Origin of the sequence: Aeromonas sp. QDB17, assembly GCF_027705305.1 — a bacterium.
Classification (GTDB): Bacteria; Pseudomonadota; Gammaproteobacteria; order Enterobacterales; family Aeromonadaceae; genus Aeromonas; species Aeromonas caviae.
This window is the reverse complement of sequence record NZ_JAPDBP010000006.1, coordinates 71,574-91,337: the sequence shown is the minus strand read 5'-3', so window position 1 is coordinate 91,337 and position 19,764 is coordinate 71,574. Positions and strand designations below refer to the sequence as shown.

General features: G+C 65.0%; 15 protein-coding genes and 1 pseudogene. 5 read left to right on the top strand and 11 right to left on the bottom strand.

The window, feature by feature from the left end:
• Positions 1-9 precede the first annotated feature (9 nt).
• Complete coding sequence (gene accA, locus OKC41_RS07230; protein ID WP_201894466.1) at positions 10-960, top strand: acetyl-CoA carboxylase carboxyl transferase subunit alpha; 951 nt, start codon at positions 10-12, stop codon at positions 958-960.
• Positions 961-1,041: 81 nt separating this feature from the next.
• Here accA and OKC41_RS07225 read toward each other — a convergent pair whose 3' ends face one another.
• Complete coding sequence (locus tag OKC41_RS07225) at positions 1,042-2,433, bottom strand: MATE family efflux transporter (RefSeq protein WP_201890147.1); 1,392 nt, start codon at positions 2,431-2,433, stop codon at positions 1,042-1,044.
• Between the two features lie 106 nt (positions 2,434-2,539).
• The gene (locus tag OKC41_RS07220; RefSeq protein ID WP_039039436.1) at positions 2,540-3,445 is read right to left on the bottom strand and encodes a LysR family transcriptional regulator; all 906 of its coding nucleotides are present in this window, start codon (positions 3,443-3,445) and stop codon (positions 2,540-2,542) included.
• Positions 3,446-3,940: 495 nt separating this feature from the next.
• On the opposite strand from OKC41_RS07220, the gene OKC41_RS07215 reads away from it, so the two are divergent.
• Both OKC41_RS07215 and yjeH read left to right on the top strand, forming a co-directional pair.
• On the top strand, positions 3,941-5,233 hold the full coding sequence (locus OKC41_RS07215; protein ID WP_049636279.1) for an HAAAP family serine/threonine permease: 1,293 nt from the start codon (positions 3,941-3,943) through the stop codon (positions 5,231-5,233).
• A 125-nt stretch (positions 5,234-5,358) separates the two neighbouring features.
• The gene (gene yjeH / locus OKC41_RS07210; RefSeq protein ID WP_041211297.1) at positions 5,359-6,639 is read left to right on the top strand and encodes an L-methionine/branched-chain amino acid transporter; all 1,281 of its coding nucleotides are present in this window, start codon (positions 5,359-5,361) and stop codon (positions 6,637-6,639) included.
• A gap of 43 nt (positions 6,640-6,682) precedes the next feature.
• On the opposite strand, the gene OKC41_RS07205 is transcribed toward yjeH, so the two are convergent.
• From OKC41_RS07205 to OKC41_RS07190, 4 genes are all read right to left on the bottom strand, one after another.
• Positions 6,683-7,222 (bottom strand): GNAT family N-acetyltransferase, encoded by a 540-nt coding sequence (locus tag OKC41_RS07205; protein ID WP_201894465.1) that lies wholly within the window; start codon positions 7,220-7,222, stop codon positions 6,683-6,685.
• A 72-nt stretch (positions 7,223-7,294) separates the two neighbouring features.
• Positions 7,295-9,022, bottom strand: a complete 1,728-nt coding sequence (locus tag OKC41_RS07200) for an ABC-F family ATP-binding cassette domain-containing protein (protein WP_201894464.1) — start codon at positions 9,020-9,022, stop codon at positions 7,295-7,297.
• Positions 9,023-9,372: 350 nt separating this feature from the next.
• Positions 9,373-9,810: a PliI family lysozyme inhibitor of I-type lysozyme gene (locus tag OKC41_RS07195; RefSeq protein WP_201894463.1), complete on the bottom strand. Its 438-nt coding sequence runs from the start codon at positions 9,808-9,810 to the stop codon at positions 9,373-9,375.
• A gap of 112 nt (positions 9,811-9,922) precedes the next feature.
• Positions 9,923-11,953 carry a M13 family metallopeptidase gene (locus OKC41_RS07190; RefSeq protein ID WP_201894462.1) on the bottom strand — a complete coding sequence of 677 codons (2,031 nt, stop codon included), beginning with the start codon at positions 11,951-11,953 and terminating at the stop codon, positions 9,923-9,925.
• Positions 11,954-12,082: 129 nt separating this feature from the next.
• Here OKC41_RS07190 and tilS point away from each other — a divergent pair, with 129 nt between their 5' ends.
• A complete protein-coding gene (tilS, locus tag OKC41_RS07185; protein ID WP_201894461.1) occupies positions 12,083-13,417 on the top strand; it encodes a tRNA lysidine(34) synthetase TilS in 1,335 nt (444 codons plus the stop codon).
• Positions 13,418-13,460: 43 nt separating this feature from the next.
• On the opposite strand, the gene OKC41_RS07180 is transcribed toward tilS, so the two are convergent.
• A complete protein-coding gene (locus OKC41_RS07180) occupies positions 13,461-14,387 on the bottom strand; it encodes a GGDEF domain-containing protein (protein ID WP_201894460.1) in 927 nt (308 codons plus the stop codon).
• Between the two features lie 193 nt (positions 14,388-14,580).
• On the opposite strand from OKC41_RS07180, the gene OKC41_RS07175 reads away from it, so the two are divergent.
• Entirely contained in the window at positions 14,581-16,533 is a 1,953-nt protein-coding gene (locus OKC41_RS07175) for a monovalent cation:proton antiporter family protein (protein WP_180344789.1), read from the top strand.
• A 27-nt stretch (positions 16,534-16,560) separates the two neighbouring features.
• Here OKC41_RS07175 and OKC41_RS07170 read toward each other — a convergent pair whose 3' ends face one another.
• From OKC41_RS07170 to OKC41_RS07155, 4 genes and pseudogenes are all read right to left on the bottom strand, one after another.
• Entirely contained in the window at positions 16,561-17,721 is a 1,161-nt protein-coding gene (locus OKC41_RS07170) for a patatin-like phospholipase family protein (RefSeq protein WP_128273901.1), read from the bottom strand.
• A gap of 117 nt (positions 17,722-17,838) precedes the next feature.
• Positions 17,839-18,696 (bottom strand): alpha/beta hydrolase, encoded by an 858-nt coding sequence (locus tag OKC41_RS07165; protein ID WP_201894459.1) that lies wholly within the window; start codon positions 18,694-18,696, stop codon positions 17,839-17,841.
• A 72-nt stretch (positions 18,697-18,768) separates the two neighbouring features.
• Complete coding sequence (locus tag OKC41_RS07160) at positions 18,769-19,350, bottom strand: TetR/AcrR family transcriptional regulator (RefSeq protein ID WP_125117452.1); 582 nt, start codon at positions 19,348-19,350, stop codon at positions 18,769-18,771.
• 270 nt (positions 19,351-19,620) lie between these two features.
• Positions 19,621-19,724 (bottom strand): annotated as a pseudogene (locus tag OKC41_RS07155) (LuxR C-terminal-related transcriptional regulator); the annotation flags it as partial.
• Positions 19,725-19,764 lie beyond the last annotated feature (40 nt).

Below are 19,764 nucleotides of genomic sequence, written 5' to 3'. Positions count from 1 at the left end.
ATTGTCCCTATGAGTCTTTTTCTGGATTTTGAACAGCCGATCGCCGAGTTGCAGGCACAGATCGATGAACTGCGCCATGTGAGCGAGCACAACAGTGCCGTGGATCTCAGCGAAGACATTCGCCGGCTGGAGAAGAAAAACGAAGAGCTGACCAAGAAGATCTTCGGCGATCTGGGGGCCTGGCAGGTATCCCAGATGGCACGTCATCCCCAGCGCCCCTACACCCTCGACTACATCGAGCAGATCTTCACCGATTTCGACGAGCTGGCCGGGGATCGCGCCTATGCCGATGACAAGGCCATCGTCGGCGGCATCGCCCGTCTCGACGGCGAGCCCGTGATGATCATCGGTCACCAGAAGGGTCGCGAGACCAAGGAGAAGATCAAGCGCAACTTCGGCATGCCGCGCCCGGAAGGGTACCGCAAGGCCCTGCGCCTGATGGAGATGGCCGAGCGCTTCAAGATGCCGATCATCACCTTCATCGACACCCCGGGTGCCTACCCCGGCGTGGGTGCCGAGGAGCGTGGCCAGTCAGAAGCCATCGCCCGCAACCTGAAAGTCATGGCCGGCCTGACCGTGCCGGTGGTCTGCACCGTGATCGGTGAAGGCGGCTCCGGCGGCGCCCTCGCCATCGGCGTGGGCGATCGGGTCAACATGCTGCAGTACTCCACCTACTCCGTCATCTCCCCGGAAGGGTGCGCCTCCATCCTCTGGAAGAGCGCCGAGAAGGCCTCGGTGGCAGCGGATGCCATGGGCATCACCGCCCAGCGCCTGAAGGAGCTGAAGCTCATCGACAACATCGTCGAGGAGCCCCTCGGCGGTGCCCACCGCGACGTGGAGAAGATGGCCAAGTACCTGAAAGCGCGCATCAAGCAGGATCTGGATGCCCTGCGCCCCCTCGACAGCGAGCAACTGCTGGAGCAGCGCTACCAGCGTCTGCTGGGTTACGGCTACTGCTGATCTGCCGCTTCCAATAAAAAGTCCCCGCATGCGGGGACTTTTTTTATGGGCGACGTTTGTGGGGGACGCCGGGGGCGGGTCTCAGGGGGCGGTCAGCGCCCGTTGCATACGGACGGAAGCACGCCCTCCGGCAGGGCTCAGGGCCCGCCACTCCCGCCACAGCAGCCAGCACAGGGGGGGCGTCAGCAGCAGCACGGTGGCGGGCTGTGCCATCAAGACCCCGTCGCGCCCCCACCAGAGGGGCAGCAGGAAGATGAGGGGCAGCAGCAGCACCGTCTTGGCCACGGAGATGACGAGGGCCTGGCGGGTGCGGGCCATGGCCTGCAACAGCACGATGCCGAACATGACGATCCCCTCCAGGGGCAGGGCAGCGAGGTTGAGGGTCAGACTGCTGATGGCGGCGGCGAGCAGCTCTGCGTCCTGATCACCGGTGTAGAGCATGGCGACCGGCTGCGGCAGCAGCTGGACAATCAGCCAGACCCCCAGGCCATAGACCAGGGTGATCTTGAGCCCCATCGCCATCAGGAACTGGAGGTCGCGATGGCGCCCGGCCCCGGCTGCCTGGCTCACCAGGGGCTGGATGCCAAACGCCAGTCCCTGCAGGATGACGATGAAGACCGCCTCCGTGTACCCCGCCACGGTGAAGCCCGCCAGATCCTTGACCGTGCCGTGCACCATCAGCTGGCTGTTGTGCAGCAGCAACAGCAGCCCCAGATTGAACTGGGCGATGAGGCTCGGCAGCCCGGTAAAGAGCAGGCCGGGCATGGCCGGGAAGCGGGGCACCAGCTGGCGCCAGGTCAGCCGCAACCGGGCGTGGCGGGTGAAGAAGTACCCCAGGCCGAGCAGGCTGACCACGGCCTCCGAGAGGAGGGTGGCCTGGGCCGTGCCGGTGAGGCCGAGCCCGAGCCGGCCCACCATGATGTAGTTGAGCAGGATGTTGAGGAGGGCGCCGCCGCTCACCAGTACCATGGCGAGGCGAGGGCGGCCGTCGTTGCGAAGCAGGTAGGGCACCGCCAGGTTGCTGGCGAGCAGCAGGGTGCCACCGCCAATCCAGGTGAGGTAGTCGCTGGCCTGCTGCCAGGTGTCGGTGCCGGGGGCCATTCCCAGGGCCTGCAGGATATCGGTGTGCCAGTGGTGCAGCAGCAGCGGCGCTACCGTGCCCAGGATCAGCAGCAGCCAGAGGGCGCTGACCAGGGCCTGGCGGGCCAGAGCGAGGTTCCTGGCGCCCTGCTGGAAGGAGATGGCGGTGGCGGCCCCCATGGCGATCATGGCAGCGAGGCCGATGAGCACCATGATGACCGGATAGACCAGGTTGATGCCGGCAAGGCCGGCGGCCCCCACGTAGTGGCCGACGAAGATGCCGTCCACCAGGTAGTAGGCGCCGGAGACCAGCATGGCCATGACGGAGGGGAGGGCATAGCCCCAGAAACGGCGGGCCATGGCCCGTTGACGCAGGCGGAAGTAGGCGGACATATCTGTACTCGGGAAAAGGGCCGGAATCGAGCAGACAGTCTAGTTTCTTATGGTTTAATTGATAATCAGGCTTTCATTTGATGAATTGCTGAATAAAGCTCATCAATCAACGGATCCTGTGATACTCCTTCAGCATGTCGATCAGGGCTCGCAGCCCTTGCCCCAGCTGGTGCCGGCCCGGATAGAAGAGGTTGAACCCGGCAAAGCTGGGGCTCCAGTCATCCAGCACGCTCACCAGCCGCCCCGATGCCAGAGCGTCGAACACCTCCCCTTCATGGCAGTAGGCGAGCCCGAGCCCCGCCTCGGCCGCCCCCAGGTAGAGCGCGGGCGTGCTGGTGGTGAGCGGGCCCGTCACTTCGATCTCCAGCAGTTCCCCCTCGGCGGCAAAGGCCCAGCGATAGTGGTGATGGGGCGTGAGCCGATAACCGATGCAGTCGTGCTGGCGCAGATCCGAGGGGTGGCGAGGGGTGCCACGCCGTGCCAGATAGTCGGGGGAGCCCACCACCAGATAGCGCTGCTGCGGGCCCAGGGGAACCGAGATCATCTCCTGGGGCAGCAGGTCGCCGTAGAAGAGGGCGGCGTCGTAGCCATCCTCGATGAGGCGGGGCATCAGCTCCAGCTCCTCCACCTCCACCTGCATGCGCGGGTAGCGCACCAAATAGTCGATGAGCACCGGGGCCAGCACCTCCTGGATGGCGGCTCGGGGGGCACAGAGCCTGAGCCTGCCCACGGGTTCGCCCGCGTGGCGCGTCAGCTCCGCCAGTGCCGCCTCCAGTTGCCCCAGGGTCGGCAGTACCTGGGCCAGCAGCCGTTCGCCCGCCTCGGTCGGCACCACGGCCCGGGTGCTGCGATTGAGCAGCCTGACGGCCAGGCGACTCTCCAGCCCTTTGAGGGCATGACTCAGGGCCGAGGCGGAGACCCCGAGCTCGAGGGCGGCCTTGCTGAAACTGCGGTGACGGGCGACGGCGGCAAACACGGCCAGCTCGGCGAGATCGGTGCGGGAGAGGGTCATGGTCGGTACGCAGAAAAGGGGCGGACACAAAGGGTACGCCATGGGGCGACGGGAGACAATCGGGGGGCAATGAGGGGGTTGTGACAAAATTGTTGCGCGTCTCAAGGTGAGGTGGATCACACCAAAAAGTTTATATGTTAAAAAAAAATCGCAATATGGCGATTCAAGTGTGATCTGAAGCGACGGAAAGGCGATTCCAATCAAACTTTGGTTGATTAATTCAAAAAAACGCTGTGATTAATAGTGCCTTTTAACTAGAGTCATCTCATCGGATGAGGTGAGCGTTATCCCGTTGTTAACGAGCGAGCACGATCCCCTCTGTATTACGACTCCCCGCCCGTGTTTGTTGCAATCAGGTTGCCACAGGGAGTGGCGGCCGGATGGCCGGGGCGGAGGAACAAACAGGACGAATAGCTGGAGTTCCAGGGAAAGGAACCGGGCCCAGGCCCACTGACAAGTTAAGATCCCACTTTCCTTGATGACAGGAACACCCCTATGTCTGACATGAACATTGCAGTTGAAGGCAGCTTGAGCAAAGCCTCTTCCCGTGGCATCAACAAGGCCGACGTGGTCTGGATGCTGGGTCTGTACGGTACCGCCATCGGCGCCGGTGTCCTCTTCCTGCCGATCAATGCCGGTGTCGGTGGCCTGTGGCCGCTGGTCGCCATGCTGATCCTGGCCCTGCCGCTGACCTTCTTCGCCCACCGTGGCCTGACCCGCTTCGTGCTGTCCGGCTCCACCCGTGACGGCGACATCACCGAGGTGGTGGAAGAGCACTTCGGCAAGACCGCAGGCAAGTTCATCACCCTGCTCTACTTCTTCGCCATCTACCCCATCCTGCTGATGTACTCCGTGGCCATCACCAACACCGTCGAGAGCCTGATGGTGCACCAGCTGGGCATGACGGCACCTCCCCGTGCCATCCTCTCCCTGGTGCTGATCCTGGGTCTGATGGCGATCGTTCGCCTGGGCGGCCAGGTCATCGTCAAGGCGATGAGCGTGCTGGTCTTCCCGTTCGTGGTCACCCTGATGGGCCTGGCGCTCTACCTGATCCCGCACTGGAACGGTGCCATCATCACCGAAGCTCCGGCGCTGGGTGAGGCCTTCAACGGCGACTTCATCAAGACCCTGTGGCTGGCCATCCCGGTGATGGTGTTCTCCTTCAACCACTCCCCGATCATCTCCTCCTTCGCGGTGGACAACAAAGGCCGCTACGGCGCCAACGCCGAGAAGAAGTGCAGCAACATCCTGCTGGGCGCCCACGTCATGATGGTGATGACGGTGATGTTCTTCGTGTTCAGCTGCGTGCTGAGCCTCTCCCCGGCTGACCTGGCGGCGGCCAAGGAGCAGAACATCTCCATCCTCTCCTACCTGGCCAACCACTTCGACAACCCGGTGATCGCCACCGTGGCACCGCTCATCGCCATGGTTGCCATCAGCAAGTCCTTCCTGGGTCACTACCTGGGTGCGCAAGAGGGCATGAACGGCCTGATGGCCAAGTCCCTGCGCGAGAAGGGCAAGAACGTCGACGTCAAGCAGCTGAACAAGGTGACCGCGGTCTTCATGATCCTGACCACCTGGGCCGTGGCCACCATCAACCCGAGCATCCTCGGCATGATTGAAGATCTGGGCGGCCCCATCATCGCCATGCTGCTCTTCCTGATGCCGATGTACGCCATCGCCAAGGTGCCGGCCATGCGCAAATATGCCGGCAACCTCAGCAACGGCTTCGTCACCCTCATCGGCCTCATCGCCATGTCCGGCATCATCTACAAGCTGATTGCCTGATGACAGCGTTCATCCCTGTGAGAAAGCCGCCCCCCGGGGCGGTTTTTTTATGGGCACAAATGCTTAACAAAGCGGTGGTGGCGGCCTAACATGGCGGGATGTTTTTCTAGACGGGACAACAGGATATGTCTGGGTTGAAAAAGGATCTCGGGCTCTGGCAGGGGATGGGGCTGCTCGCCACCTCCCTGCTCGGTACCGGGATCTTCGTGGTACCGGCCACCGCCGCCTCGCTGGCGGGAGGGGCGTCGCTCTGGGCCTGGTTGCTGCTGATTGCCCTGGTGCTGCCCATCGCCTTTACCTTCGCCCGCCTCGGGCGGCGTTATCCCCACGCGGGGGGCGCCCCCCATCTGATTGGCCTCGCCTTTGGCAACGGCGCCGAGCGCTTCTCCGCTTTCCTCTTTCTGGCGGTGCTGCCGGTGGGCCTGCCTGCCGCCCTCACCATCGCCGCCGGTTTCTGGCACGCCCTGTTCGACATGGGGGAGTGGACCCTCTGGGGTATCCAGCTGCTCACCCTGCTCGGGGTCTTTCTGCTGGGGCTGCGGGGAGCGCGCTCCTCCGGCAACCTGCAACTGCTGATCGCCCTGGCCATTCTGGGGCTCACCCTGCTTATCTGGGTCAAGGGGGATCTCAGCTGGCGCGATGCCGCCCAGCCTCTGCCAACGGCGAGCGAATGGCCCGCCATGGGCTCGGCGCTGGCGGTGATGTTCTGGTGTTTCGTGGGGCTCGAGGCCTTCGCCCACATGGGGGAGGAGTTCAAGCGGCCAGAGCGGGACTACCCCCTTGCCCTGCTGGGGGGCGTGCTGCTGGCGGGGCTCATCTACTGGGTACACTCGCTGGTGGTGCTCAAATATGACCTCTACGGGGACGAGGCGACCAATGCCACCGCCATTCCGGCCCTGCTCTCCCTGCTGTTCGGCCCCACCGCCAAGTGGCTGGTGGCGGTGCTGGGCTATCTCTCCTGCTTCGCCAGCATCAACATCTACCTGCAAGGTTTTGCGCGCCTTATCTGGAGCATGGCGCGGGAGGGCAAACTGCCGGTCTCCCTCTCTCGCCTCTCGGCCCGGGGCGCTCCCCTGCATGCCCTTGCCTGGGTGCTCGCCATCTGTTTCGTCTCCATCACCCTGATCCTCTGGCTGCGCCTGCCCCTCGATGCGCTGATCCGCTACGCCAATGGCAACTTCGTGCTGGTCTATCTGCTCTGCATGGCGGCCGGTTGGCGCTTGCTGTCGGGGACCGGCAAGGGGCTGGCGGGCCTCAGCGTGCTGCTCTGCACCCTGGTGCTGCTGGCCCTCGCCACCCAGGTGCTCTATGCCGTCGTGCTGAGCCTGGGGTATGGCGGCTTCTCCCTGTGGCGGCGCAGACGCCGCCGCTCGGCGTCCGATGAGGGTGTTTGCGCCATCAAGTAACTCCCGAAAAAAAGCCCCGCAGTGCGGGGCTTTTTGTTGCGGGTCACAGGCTGGCGGGCAGGTCGCTGCGCAAGATGGCGTAGTGGCGCAGGGAGATGAAGCCATCCCCCTTGCGCTCGCACTCCCGCGCCGTGCCCTCGTAGTGAAAACCGGCCCGCTCCAGCAGGCGGGCGGAGGGGTGGTTGGGCTCCTCCACCACCGCCATAAGCCGGTGCAGGTCGGTGGTGCGGTAAGTGAGCGGGAGCCAGAGTTGCAGCGCCGCGCTCATCACCCCCTTGCCCCAGTGTTCGGGATAGAGCCAGTAGCCCAGCTCGGCACACCGGTGAGTCGGGTCGGCATCGTTGTAGCCGATGGCCCCCAGCGGTTCGCCCGTGTGCCGGTCGCGAATGAGGTGCCAGGCGCCACGGCCGGTGCGGGTCAGCTCGGCATACCAATCCATCTGTGCCCGGCATGCCGCCAGGCTGTCGTAGCTGACGCCGTAGTAGGCGACGACCCGGGGATCGGAGAGGCCGCGATAGATGTGAGGCAGGTCGGTGTCGGTGACGGGATCCAGCCTGATGTGAGGTTGTTGCGTTGATGTCATGGTGGCTCCTTGCGGCCAACCTGAGTTGGCCGCGAGTGTTGCGTAACAAGAGATGGATGGTCCGGGCTGGCGTCAGGCAAACCCGAGCCGCTCGGCAAGGCGCGCCAGCTCGTCACGCCACTGCTGCTGCAGGCGCGGGGTCTGGTGCCTGGGCTTGCGGGCCAGATCGGCGGCGAGCAGGGCATCGAGCTCATACCAGCGCGCCAGCAGCGCCTCTTCGTCATCCCCCGTGGAGGCCGCGGTCTGCGGGTCACCTGATCGAGCCGGGCTGCCCGCCTGCGGCAAGGGGGCATCGCCCAGCAGCTCGGCATAGGCCCGCGCGGCACTGTGGGCCTCCTGGATGCGCCCGTCCTTTATCAGCCAGAAGCGGTTGCAGCTGCGCTCGATCAGCTCCCGGTCGTGGGAGACCAGCAGCACGCCCCCGGGGAAGGCCGCAATGGCGTCGGCCAGCTCCTCCTTGCCCGCCAGATCCAGGTGATTGGTGGGTTCGTCGAGCCAGAGCATGTGGTGGCTGCCGAGGGACAGGGCGAGGAACAGCAGCCGTGCCCGCTCGCCCCCGCTCAGGGTGTGCACCTGCTGGCCGTGGCGGGCATAGGGGAAGCCCGCCCGGATCAGCGCCTGTCGCCGCGTCACCTCAGGCAGAGGGGCCAGGGGGTACAGCGCGTCGCTCAGGGTGGCGTCGTCAGCCAGCTGCTGCAGGGACTGATCGTAATAGGCGATGCTGGCGCCGGGGTGGCAGTACCAGCCCGCCTGCGGACTCAGGTCAGTCAGTTCGCGCCAGCACTGGCGCAGCAGGGAGGACTTGCCGGTGCCGTTGGCTGCGAGCAGGGCGACCCTGTCCCCTGCCCGCAGCCAGAGCCCCTCGGCACGCAGCAGCGGCGGCAGTGCCGGTGCCGGCGATACGTCGAGGGCCTCCAATCGCAGCAGGGTGTCGGCGGGCAGGCTCACTCCGCGCAGCTCGAGCCGCCAGGGGGTCAGCGCCGCCACCTGGCTCTGCTCCTCCTGCAGGCGGGCGATGCGTTTTTCCATGGACTTGGCCTGGCGCACCAGCTTCTCGTTGTCATGCTCCCGCCCCCAGATGGCGAGGCGCTTGCTGCTGGCGCTCAGGCGGTCTATCTCCTTTTGCTCGTCCGCCCGGCGCAGGCGGGCCTGCTCATCCTCGGCAGCCAGTGCCGCCCTGGCCTGGCTGCAGGGCAGGGCGAAGCGGTGCAACTGGCCGTCTCGCAGGATCAGGGTCTGATCCGTGACGCGGTCCAGCAGGCGAGCGTCGTGGGAGACCAGCACGAAGGCGCCGCGCCAGCCCAGCAGAAACTGCTCGAGCCAGAGCAGGGCGGGCAAGTCCAGGTGGTTGCTGGGCTCATCGAGCAGCAGCAGGTTGGGTTGGCGCAGCAGGGCGCGGCCTATCTGCAGCCGGCTGTGCTGGCCACCGCTCAGTGCACTGACCGGCAACGTGGCCTGGGCCTCCAGCTGCAGTTCGGCCAGCAGCTTGTCCACCTGCCATTCGGCGGCGGGGTCATTGCCCAGTGCATCCAGCAACACGGCGCGGGTGCTGAGGGTGGAAAGCCCGGCGGGCAGTTGCTGGGCCACGAACTCGCAGCGGCAGGCGGCGGCCTGCACGACCCGGCCGGCCTGGGGCGTGCGCTCGCCCGCCAGCAGCGCCAGCAATGTGCTCTTGCCGCAGCCGTTGGCGCCAATCAGGCCGAGTCGGTCGCCTGCGCGAATGCCGAGTTCGAGGTGGTCAAATAAGGGAAGGTGCCCCGCACTCATCTGCAGGGAATGGGTACTCATCAGGGTTGTCATGCTCTTGCTCTCTTAAATCGCGGGATAGGAAATCCCTGTCATCAGGAGCGCTGGCGACAACGGCAGAGTCGAGAAAGGTCTCGGTATGGAAGGGAGTCGGCTTTGCTCGAACCCGCTATCGCAGCGCGATGGTATGCAGGCAAGAGCACTTGAATGTGCCGAACAGGCGAGCCGAGAACATCGGACACGCTTGGATAACCATTTTTTACCTCCTTGTGTTTCGTTATGGCAGGGTGCGGCGATTATAGGCACAGAAAAAAACAGTCGTCCATCCGCCCTGTGGGGGGCCGTGGGCACCGCATCGGTAGGCGCGGGGTAAAAAAACGCCCCGTGATACGGGGCGTGGGGGGTCAGTCGCGGGGGGTCTTGAGGGCCTCAATCACATCGTCACTGGGGGCCAGTCCCTCTACGTGGTTGAAGCTCTCCAGCCCCTCCTGGGGATTGATGGTGAGGGCGTCGGCGCTCAGGTAGCTGCCGCTGCCGGCGCTCTCCACCACGACGATGACTTCAGGCTGCTTGTCGCCGTTGAGATCCAGCAGCTTGATCTCCTTGATGCTGCCATCGCGCGGCAGCACCTTGCCGTCGATGAACTGATCCAGCGGAAACTGCGGGTTGGCACCGGAGTAGAGGCGCACGTCGTAGCTGCCGGTGGAGGCAGGCTCGCCGCGCCCTTCGCTGACGGTCACCACCTGGCCGGAGGGGAGTGTCAGCTGTTTGAAGAAGCCGTCCGCCGCCTGGCTGGCGAGGGGCAGGCTGAGCAGGCCGAGAGTAAGGAATAAGGCTTTCATGGAGAGGACCCTTGTTGCTGCTTGTGTGTCTGTGACGGGCAGGGGACGCTTCCCTGCCACGTCGGAAGCGGGCAGGGGGCCGCTGGTCGGCCGCCCCCTGCCCGGGTTGTCATCACCATATCTTGACCCGTTTGGCCGGGTCCAGATAGAGCTTGTCGCCGGGCTGGATCTTGAACGCCTCGTAGAAGGCGGGGATGTTCGGTACCACGCCGTTGACCCGGTATTCCGGCGGCGAGTGGGGATCCGAGGCGAGCAGCATCTGCATCAGCTCGGGGCGATACATGCCCTTCCACACCTGGGCCCAGCCGAGGAAGAAGCGCTGCTCGCCGGTAAAACCGTCCAGCACCGGGGCCTCCTTGCCATCCAGGGAGAGCAGGTAGGCCTTGTGGGCGATGGTGAGGCCGCCGAGATCGCCGATGTTCTCCCCCAGGGTAAACTGGCCGTTGACGTACTGGCCCTTGATGGGCTCGAAGCGGTTGTACTGGGCCACCAGCCGGCTGGTGCGGAAGCGAAACTCCTTGAGATCCGCCGGCGTCCACCAGTCGCGCATCACGCCGTCACCGTCGGATTTGGCCCCCTGATCATCAAAACCGTGGCCCATCTCGTGGCCGATCACCCCGCCGATGGCGCCGTAGTTGACCGCATCGTCCGCCGTCATGTCGAAGAAGGGGGGCTGCAAAATGGCGGCCGGGAAGACGATCTCGTTGTTGCTCGGGTTGTAGTAGGCGTTCACCGTCTGGGGCGACATGTGCCACTCGTCCCGATCGACCGGCTTGCCGAGGCGCGCCAGGTTGTCGGCGTATTCGAAGGCGCGGGCGCGCTGCAGGTTGCCCACCAGATCGTCGGCGCGGATCGCGATGGCGCTGTAATCCTTCCACTTATCCGGGTAGCCGATCTTGGGTCTGAACTTGGCGAGCTTCTCGAGGGCCTGGGTCTTGGTGGCCGGGGACATCCAGTCCAGCTCCTGGATGCTCTGGCCGTAGGCGGTGCGCAGGTTCTCCACCAGCTGCTCCATGCGGGCCTTGGCCGCTGGCGGGAAGTAGCGCTCGACATAGAGCTTGCCCACCGCCTCCCCCAGGTTGTTGTCCAGTACCCCAAGGGCCCGCTCCCAGGGGGCGCGCTGCTTGGGCGTGCCGCTAAGAGCGGTGCCGAAGAAGGCAAAATTCTGGGCATCGGTCTGGCTGTCGAGGTAGGGGGCGTAATCGGTGATGAGCTGCCACTTGAGGTAGGCCTGCCAGTCAGCGACCGGGGTCTGCTGCATCACCTCGTTCAGGGCCGAGAGGTAGGTGGGCTGGCCGATGACCAGGCTCTGCTGCCCCGCAAGGCCGGCCTGGGCCAGGTAGGCGTCCCAGTCGATGGCGGGGGCGAGGCGCCCCAGCTCGCTCACCGGTCCCTTGTTGTAGTTCTTCTCTCTGTCTCGCAGGGCCACGTTGTCCCACTGGATCTGGGCGAGCCTGGTCTCGAGGGCCAGGATGCGTTTCGCCTTGGCCTGGGCATCCGTCTCACCGAAGCGGGTCAGCATGGCGGCGATGTGTTGCTCGTACTTGTGCAGCAGCGCCTGGCTGTTGGGGTCGCGCTTGAGGTAGTAGTCCCGATCCGGCAGGCCGAGGCCGGCCTGGTAGAGGTAGACGGCATAGCTGTCAGGGGCCTTGGCGTCGGCGTCAATCCAGAAACCGAAGGGTGAGCCGCCACCGGTGCGGGCGCTCTGGGCGAAGGCCCGGGCGAGATCCTGCGGCGTGCTGATCTGCTCTATCTCGCTCAGCATTGGCAGCAGGGGCGTGGTGCCCTTGGCGTTGCGGGCGGCCTGATCCAGATAGCTCTGGTAGAGGTCGTGGATCTGCTGGGCCGGGGTACCGGCGGCGGCTTTGCCATCCAGCCCCTCCACCAGCACCCGCACGTCCGCCAGGGATTTGTCCCGCAGCAGGTAGAAGGCGCCGTCGGCGGGCCTGTCATCGGGGATCTTGGCCGTGGCGAGCCAGTGGCCGTTCACGTAGCGGAAGAAGTCGTCACCAGGCTTGACGCTGGTGTCCATGTTGGCCAGCGCAAGGCCGGAGTGTTTGTCCGGTTGGCTCGGTGCCTGACTGCAACCGGCCAGCAGGGCCAGCCCGACGAGGGTGGCCAGGATGTGTTTCTTGTTGTTCATTATGGTTTTATTCCAATTCGGGTTATATGGCTTCCTTGCCCACGCAGGGAGCGATTCACTCTAGCAGCCGGGTTAGCGCTTGATAAGCCCGACTCTGCTAAGATCGGCCTGGTCGTATTGGGGAAGCCTATGATTTCTCGTATTTATTCTCGTTTTTGTCAGACCCTGCCCGCGCCGGAAGGTTCCCGCGGTCTGCTGGTGGCTTTCAGCGGCGGGCTCGACTCCACCGTCTTGCTGGTGCTGGCGGCCCGTTTTGCCCGCGCCCACGGCCTCGCCCTGAACGCCCTGCACGTTCATCACGGCCTGAGCCCACATGCCGACGACTGGGTGGCTCACTGCGAAGGGGTGTGCCGGCAACTGGCGGTGCCCCTCATCGTGGAGCGGGTGCAGCTCTGTCGAGGCAACGGGGAGAGCCTGGAGGCCCAGGCGCGGGCGGCGCGTTATGAGCGACTCGCCGCCCACCTGGGGGAGGGGGAGTGGCTGCTCACCGCTCACCATCAGGACGATCAGCTGGAGACCCTGTTGCTGGCGCTCAAGCGGGGGGCCGGTCTGCGCGGGCTGGCGGGTATGGTGGCGAGCCAGCCTTTTGCCGCAGGCCATCTGTTGCGCCCCTTGCTCGACATGAGCCGGGCCGAGCTAGCGCAAGCCGCGCAGTCACTTCCTTATGGCTGGGTAGAGGATGAGAGCAACGAGGACCCGAGCTATGACCGCAACTTCCTGCGCCAGCAGATCATTCCCCTGCTCAAGGACCGCTGGCCCGCCATGGCCCGGACGACGGCGCGCACCATGGCCCTGTGTGCCGAGCAGGAGGCGCTCATCAGCGAGCTGGCCGAGGCGGACTGGCAGGCGGTGGGTGAGGGGGAAGGGCTGCGCATTGACGGACTCCTCTCCCTCTCCCCCGTGCGGCGCAACAACCTGCTGCGCCACTGGATCCGCCGCCAGGGGGGAGAGATGCCCTCCCGCGAGCTGCTGGGCCTGCTGTGGCAGGAGGTGGCGCTGGCGCGCGATGACGCCAACCCCAGGCTGAGCCTGCAAGGGCTGGCGTGTCGCCGCTATCAGGGGCGTCTGTACCTGGTGGCGCCGGATCTCGCCCCCCGCGAGGAGGTGCTGCCCATCGGGATGGAAGAGACGCTCACTCTGCCGGACGGGCTCGGGCAGTTCAGGCTCTGGAGAACGGATGGCGAAGGGTTGCGGACACCGAGGGGGGACGAGCCGCTCTCTGTGCGTTTTCAGGTCGCCCCCGGCGTCATGCTGAAACCGGTGGGGCGGGTGGGCAGCCGGCGGCTCAAGAAGCTGCTGCAAGAGTACGGGGTGCCCTCCTGGCAACGGGGGCGCATTCCCATCCTCTACTACGGTGAACAGGTGGCACTGGTGGCCGGGCTCTTTGTCTGCGACGGATTTCTGGCGCCAGAAGAGGGGATGGCGTGGGAGTGGCGGCCCACCGTCATCCCGGATGCGGAGTGACATCGCAGAGTGACAGGGGGCCGGGAGGCGAAAGGGTGATGCCCTATTCGGGCAGGCCGGAGCCCCCGGCTTTCTTGCGGGCGTAAAGATGAGTATCGGCCGTCTCGTAGAGGCGCTGCACATTCATGCCCGACTGCCAGCTGGCGGCTCCCAGGCTGCACCCCACCGAGAAGGCGCTGAGCTCCTTGTGGCTGTGGAGCACATGTTGCAACCGCAGCCAGACCGGGCGCCAGGCCTCGGGGTCCGCGGGTTGCAGCAGCAGGGCAAACTCGTCCCCGCCGAGGCGAAACGCCTGATCCGTCCCGCGAATGCACCCCTGCAGCAACTGGGCGAAGCGGCTTAGCACCAGGTCGCCCACCGGGTGGCCCCAGGTGTCATTGACCTGCTTGAATCTGTCGAGATCCAGCAGCACCAGCACCAGGCCGTGGGGTTCCCGGCTGTGTTGCTCCACCGCCCTGCCGATGGCCTCGTCGAAGTAGGCGCGATTGCCAAGCCCGGTCAGGTGGTCGAGCCGCACCTGCTGCTCCAGCCGATCCAGCCGCAGATAGAGGGGCAGGGGGAGGCTGAACAGCTGATGATATTGCTCAAGCAACCGCCTCTGGCCGTCGCTCAGGGGGTGCTCCAGCTCGTAGTGCAACTGGCCGAGCAACTGCTCGTGTCGTCCCCGCAGCTCGAAGCGATAGGCATGCAGGGTCAGCCTGGCCTGGGGCGGGTGCGAGATGAGGGGATGGGGCTGGCCACAGTCGAACTGGAGCGAGTAGATCCGGACAATGTTTGCCACCCGCTCGGCAAAGATTGCCAGCAGGGCGTCAAGATCCCGTTGCCCCAGCAACTGCTCTATCTGCTGATAGCGGTCCTGCCCGGTCAACGGCGCAAGCCGCTCCATCTGCTGTACCCACTGCTCTATGCCATGTCCGAAGCCGTTCAATGACGATGTGTTTTCCACGTTACAGCCCTTACACCTCTCCATTCATTGCGCAGGCTCTTGCAAGCCCTGTGCCTAAAATATGTCCGATGAAAAACAAGGGGGCTGGCTAGGCTTAACGGGATGAAACGGGAGGGGAAATCCCTGCCGCTGAGCGAGTGCCGTGCCATATGGGGAGCGGGCGCTGTGCTTGCTGCGTCAGGGAAGAGGGCGCCGGGCAGATGAAGGAGAGGGATGGGTGTACGCCGATGTGTTGATCCTGCTGATCTTCGCCGTTGTGCTGGTGGCCATTTTCCGGCGCCTCGGCCAGCCGGTGATCCTTGCCTATCTGTTTGCCGGCATGCTGCTCGGTCCCCATGGCGTGGCCATCGTCACGGGTCAGGCCATGATGCAGACCATAGGGGAGCTTGGCATCGTGTTTCTGATGTTCTCCCTCGGGCTCGAGTTCTCCCTGCCGCGTCTGCTCGCCATGCGCAAGCTGGTGCTGGGGGTCGGCAGCCTGCAGGTGCTGCTCACCTCACTGCTGTTTTTCGGGCTCGGCTGGTGGTGGGGGCTGAGCCTGGCCCAGGCGCTGGTGGTGTCAGGCACCCTGGCGCTCTCCTCCACCGCCGTGGTGATCAAGCAGCTCGGCGAGCTCAAGCAGCTCCATACCCGGCGAGCCCAGCTCGGGGTGAGCGTGCTGCTGTTCCAGGATCTCGCCGTGGTGCCCCTGCTGGTGATGATCCCCATCCTGGCCCAGCCCGAGGTGCAGGGCAGCGCCCTGCTGGCGGAGGTCGCCTGGGCCTCCCTCAAGGGGTTGTTTGCGCTCTCCGTGCTGCTGGCGGTGGGGAAGTGGCTGCTGCCCATGCTGTTTTTCGAGGTGGCGCGCGCACGTTCAGACGAACTCTTCGTACTGAGTGCCCTGCTGGTGGCATTGCTGGCGGCCTCCCTGACCCAGTGGATGGGGCTCTCCATGGCGCTCGGTGCCTTTCTGGCGGGCATGATGCTGGGGGAGTCCCACTATCGTCATCAGCTCGAAGTGGACATCAAGCCGTTTCGCGACGTGTTGATGGGGCTCTTCTTCATTACCATCGGCATGACCATGGACTGGGCGCTGGTGGCGGGCGCCTGGTGGCAGGTGCTGGCCTGTGTGACGGGGCTCATCCTGTGCAAGTCGCTGCTCATATTGCTGGCGGGCCGCCTGATGGGGGAGCGCAAGCGCGACGCCATGGCCGCCGGCATCATGTTGAGCCAGGTCGGGGAGTTCGGTTTTGTGCTGCTGGCGCTGGCGAGTCATCACGGCTTGCTGGATCACCAGCTGGTCTCTCTGCTCATCGGCATCGGTGTCATCTCCATCGCCCTCACCCCCTGGCTGGTGTTGCGGGCGCTGGGACTTGCCCACTCCCTCACCGACAGTGCCCTGCTCTCTCGCGCCGAGGTGGCCCAGTCGGGCCTGAGCAAACACCAGCACGTCATCATCGCCGGGTTCGGACGCACCGGCCAAACCTGTGCCCGCTTTCTCAAGCTCGAAGAGATCCCCTTCCTGGCCCTGGATCTCGATCCCGAGCGGGTGAGCGAGGCCAAGCTGGCGGGGGAGCAGGTGGCGTTCGGCGATGCCAGCCGGCGCGACATCCTGCTGGCGGCCGGTCTGCTGCGGGCGCGGCTGGTGATCATCACCTTCGACGATCGCAAGCGGGTCGATGCCATGCTGACGCTGATCCGGGAGCTGGCGGGGGAGATCAAGGTGCTGGTACGCACCCGGGATGACAGCTTCCTTGAACACTACAAGCAGGCCGGCGCCTTCGAGGTGATCCCCGAATCCCAGGAGGGAGCCCTGATGCTGGTCTCCCACCTGCTGCTCAACTGCGACATTCCCATCGGCCGGGTGATCCGGCGCATGGAGCACGAGCGCAGCAGCCAGTATCGCTTTCTGCACGGTTTCTACTGGGGCGGCAAGAGTGCGGGCAATCTGGAGACGGATCAACAGCTCGAGCGGCTACATCCCGTGCTGCTGCACGACCAGGCCTGGGCGGTGGGACACAGGGTACGGGATCTCGCCCTGGGAGAGGTGCGCATCAAGGCGATTCATCGCGGGGAGCGCAGCCTGGATCCCAGGCGCGAGCTGGTGCTGGCGGCGGGAGATACCCTGGTGCTTTTCGGCACGGCCGTGGCCATGGAACAGGCGGAGCAGCGCCTGCTGGAGGGACGCTAGGATCTCCTTGCCATGGGAGAAGGCCCCTCAGGCCTCTTCGCGAAACTGCTCCTGCTTCCCGCTGCCCGGCAGGTCGAGGAAGGCCTCAATGCGCTGGCGGTGATCCAGCGCGTCCTGGTATCCCAGCTTGATGAGCCGCTGGCAATAGCCGGGGTCAAACATCAGGAAGCTGGCCAGGCTGCTGCTCTCTTCGCCGTTGACCCCGAGCACTCGCAGCAGACGGCGCAGTTGGGTCGGCAACCGTGGGAGGTATTCGAGGGCGATGAGGTCGAGATCCTGGCTGGGGCGGATCACGCAGGTCTCCACCTGGCGCAGTTTCAGCCGACTGCGCTCCCGTGCCGGAATGAGGGAAAGGGTCTGGTTGATGCGCCCGAGCCGCTCCAGATCCGAATTGAGGGTGTCGGAGAAAACGGTGTTGAGCAGATGGCTCGCGATGTTGGAGCTGGTCAGGTGCCCCTGGCGGGGAGTCGGGTTCTCCCTGTGAGGGGAGTCCAGGGTCACCAGCAGTATCCGCTCCGCCCCCAGATGGATGGCGGGGCTGAGCGGACTCAGCTGGTGGATGGAGCCATCCCCGTAGACGCGATCGCCGATGGGGGTGGCGGGAAAGACAAAGGGCAGCGCCGACGAGGCCAGCAGATGATCCGAGGTGAGCAGGGTTCGCAGGCCACGTCGTCTGGCGCGCTCCCAGGGCTGATGTTCGGCCCGCCCCTGGAAGAAGGTGGTGGAGAGGCCGTCATCGTAGTCGGAGGCCGTGATGGCGATGGCCTCCAGGCTGCCGTAGAGAATGTTGTCATCGATGCGGTGATAGTCGATGAGCTGATCCAGCAGACGGCGCAGGGGGGCGTTGTCAAACAGGTGAAAGGCTCGGTTGCTCTGGGGGGTGATGAGGCCGGCCGAGCCCTGATAGAGGGTGCGCCACAGCAGTTGGCAAGGGTGGAAGTCGAAGATGTGGTGGGTCTCGAATCGTCGCCAGACCCACTCCAGCTTGCGCACCCCCAGATGGAAACAGGAGGCGTAGCACGCCAGCGCCGTGATGTTGAGAGCCCCCGCCGAGGTGCCGCACAAAATGGGGAAGGGGATGCCGATGTTGCGGGGGTAGAGTTCGGCCACCGCCTTGAGTGCGCCGACCTGATAGGCGGCGCGGGCACCACCACCAGTCAGCAGAAGAGCAGTATTGGGTCTGGCCATGAGGGTGCGCCTTATCGTGATCGCCAGGGCGGGTTGCCACCGCGCAATTCAACTATAAGACGTTGTATACCGGATAAAAATGGGCCGCACGCTCAATTTTTGCGGCCCGTTTCATTTTCAGTTTGCCAAGGGCGTCTGGCTCAGTTGATCGAAGGCGGCGAAGGCTGGAGGGCTTGCCAGAATACGGCCATGGCCGAGCCCCCGGGTGCTCACCAGCCGGGTGCGGCCATCCTGGGCCGCGCGCAGGGAGTCGCCATGGGGAGCGAAGCGGTCTTCCTCATCGTGCACGATGAGGGCGGCGCCGCTGCGCCGGGCGAGCCGGCCAAGGGGGTCAACCGTGCTGAGCGGGTGCTGGTATTCGTGTTCTATCTCCTTGACCACCGCATCGAACAGCCGGATGGAGTAGCCGGAGCGCGCCACCATGCCGTAGAGCTGGGGCACGTAGTCGAGCACCGGGGAGATGAGCAGCAGCGGCAGCGCATCGATTGCCGGGTGACGGCTGCTGAGGGTGACGGCGCCCCCCATGCTGTGGGTGATGACGCCCTGGACGGGGCCGACCCGCTCGAGGATCTCGTCGAAAGCGCGCACGAAGCGGGGCAGGTGACCCCTGTTCCCTTCGCTCCGGCCGTGGGCAGGGTGATCGTAGGCGAGGGCCGTATAGCCCTGGGCGGCGATGTGACTCATCAGCGGATAGAACTGGCTGGCACTGCCTGACCAGCCGTGCATCAGCAGCCAGACCGGCCCCTGGCCGAGCCGGTAGCTCATCAGGGTCCCTTCACTGGTGTGGATGGCCTGCTCGACCACGCCGGCCGGGGCTGCGACGTCCCGGGTCGCCCGCTGCGGGGTGAGCAGCAGCTTGCTGGCGGTGCGCTTGGCGTGGGTGGGCGCGAGCACGTGATGCAGGCGGGTGCCGAGGCCCAGCAGCAACTTGCTCGGGCTGAAGCGGCGTGTGTTGAAGTAGATCTTGCTGCTCATGGTCATCCTGTGTCTTTTGTGTGCGAACGGTCGTGCTTTTTTGCGAGTTTTTAAAAGGAAGAGCCCGTCGGGTCAGCGCCAGCTGGTCAGCAATTGTTCCACCTCGGGCCAGAAGTGGCGGGCCGGATCCTCGCTGAGCCCCAGGGCATGGAACACCTGATCCCCGAGATAGAGGCCATAGAGGCGATAGACGGCGCGCCAGGGGTCGAGATCGCTGCGCCACTCCCCTCTGGCCTGCCCCTGCACTACCTGGCGTGCCAGGTAGTCGAGCCAGAAACGGACCAGCTCGCGTGCCGCCTGCTGGACCTCACCCTCCTGGGCGGAGGTCCAGGCATCGAGGAACATGCAGCGGCCGGCAAAACTCTGGTTCCAGGCCAGCCAGGCCTGCAACAGGGCGAGCAGTTTCTCCTGCTGGGTGGCGTGTCCCTGTTGGCGCACCGGCTGGATCACCCGCTCCCGAAATACCTCGGCGGAATGGGTGAGCACGGCGATTTGGAGGTTGTCGCGGGACTGGAAGTGGGCGAACAGACCGCTTTTTGACATTTCGCAGGCCGTTGCGAGGGAGCCTATGGTGAGGCTCTCAAGCCCCTGCTGGCTCGCCTGCTCGAATGCAGTCTGCAAAATGGTGTCGCGGGTCAGACGTCCCTTGCTCATCCGGCTCTCCTCTCTCTGGGCTGGCAGCATAAAGTACGACCGTGCTAATTGTCGAGCCGCAAATGGTGCAGGGAGGCCGTTTCCGGCTGCCGCGGGGGGCCAGAGAGTCTTCTGGGAGGCGGTTGTGGCTGGCTTGTTACGAGCCAGCCGGGGACGAGCTCAGTCGTCCTTGATGCCCATTTGCTGCAGGGCGATGACTGCCTGGGTGCGGTGCTTGACCCCGAGTTTGCGGAAGGCGGAGTGATATGGGCTCTGATGGTGGCAAGGGGCTCAACTGTCCTTGATATCCATCTGCTGGAGGGCGATGACCGCCTGGGTGCGGTTTTTGACCCCAAGTTTGCGGAAGGCGGAGTGATATGGGCTCTGATGGTGGCAAGGGGCTCAACTGTCCTTGATATCCATCTGCTGGAGGGC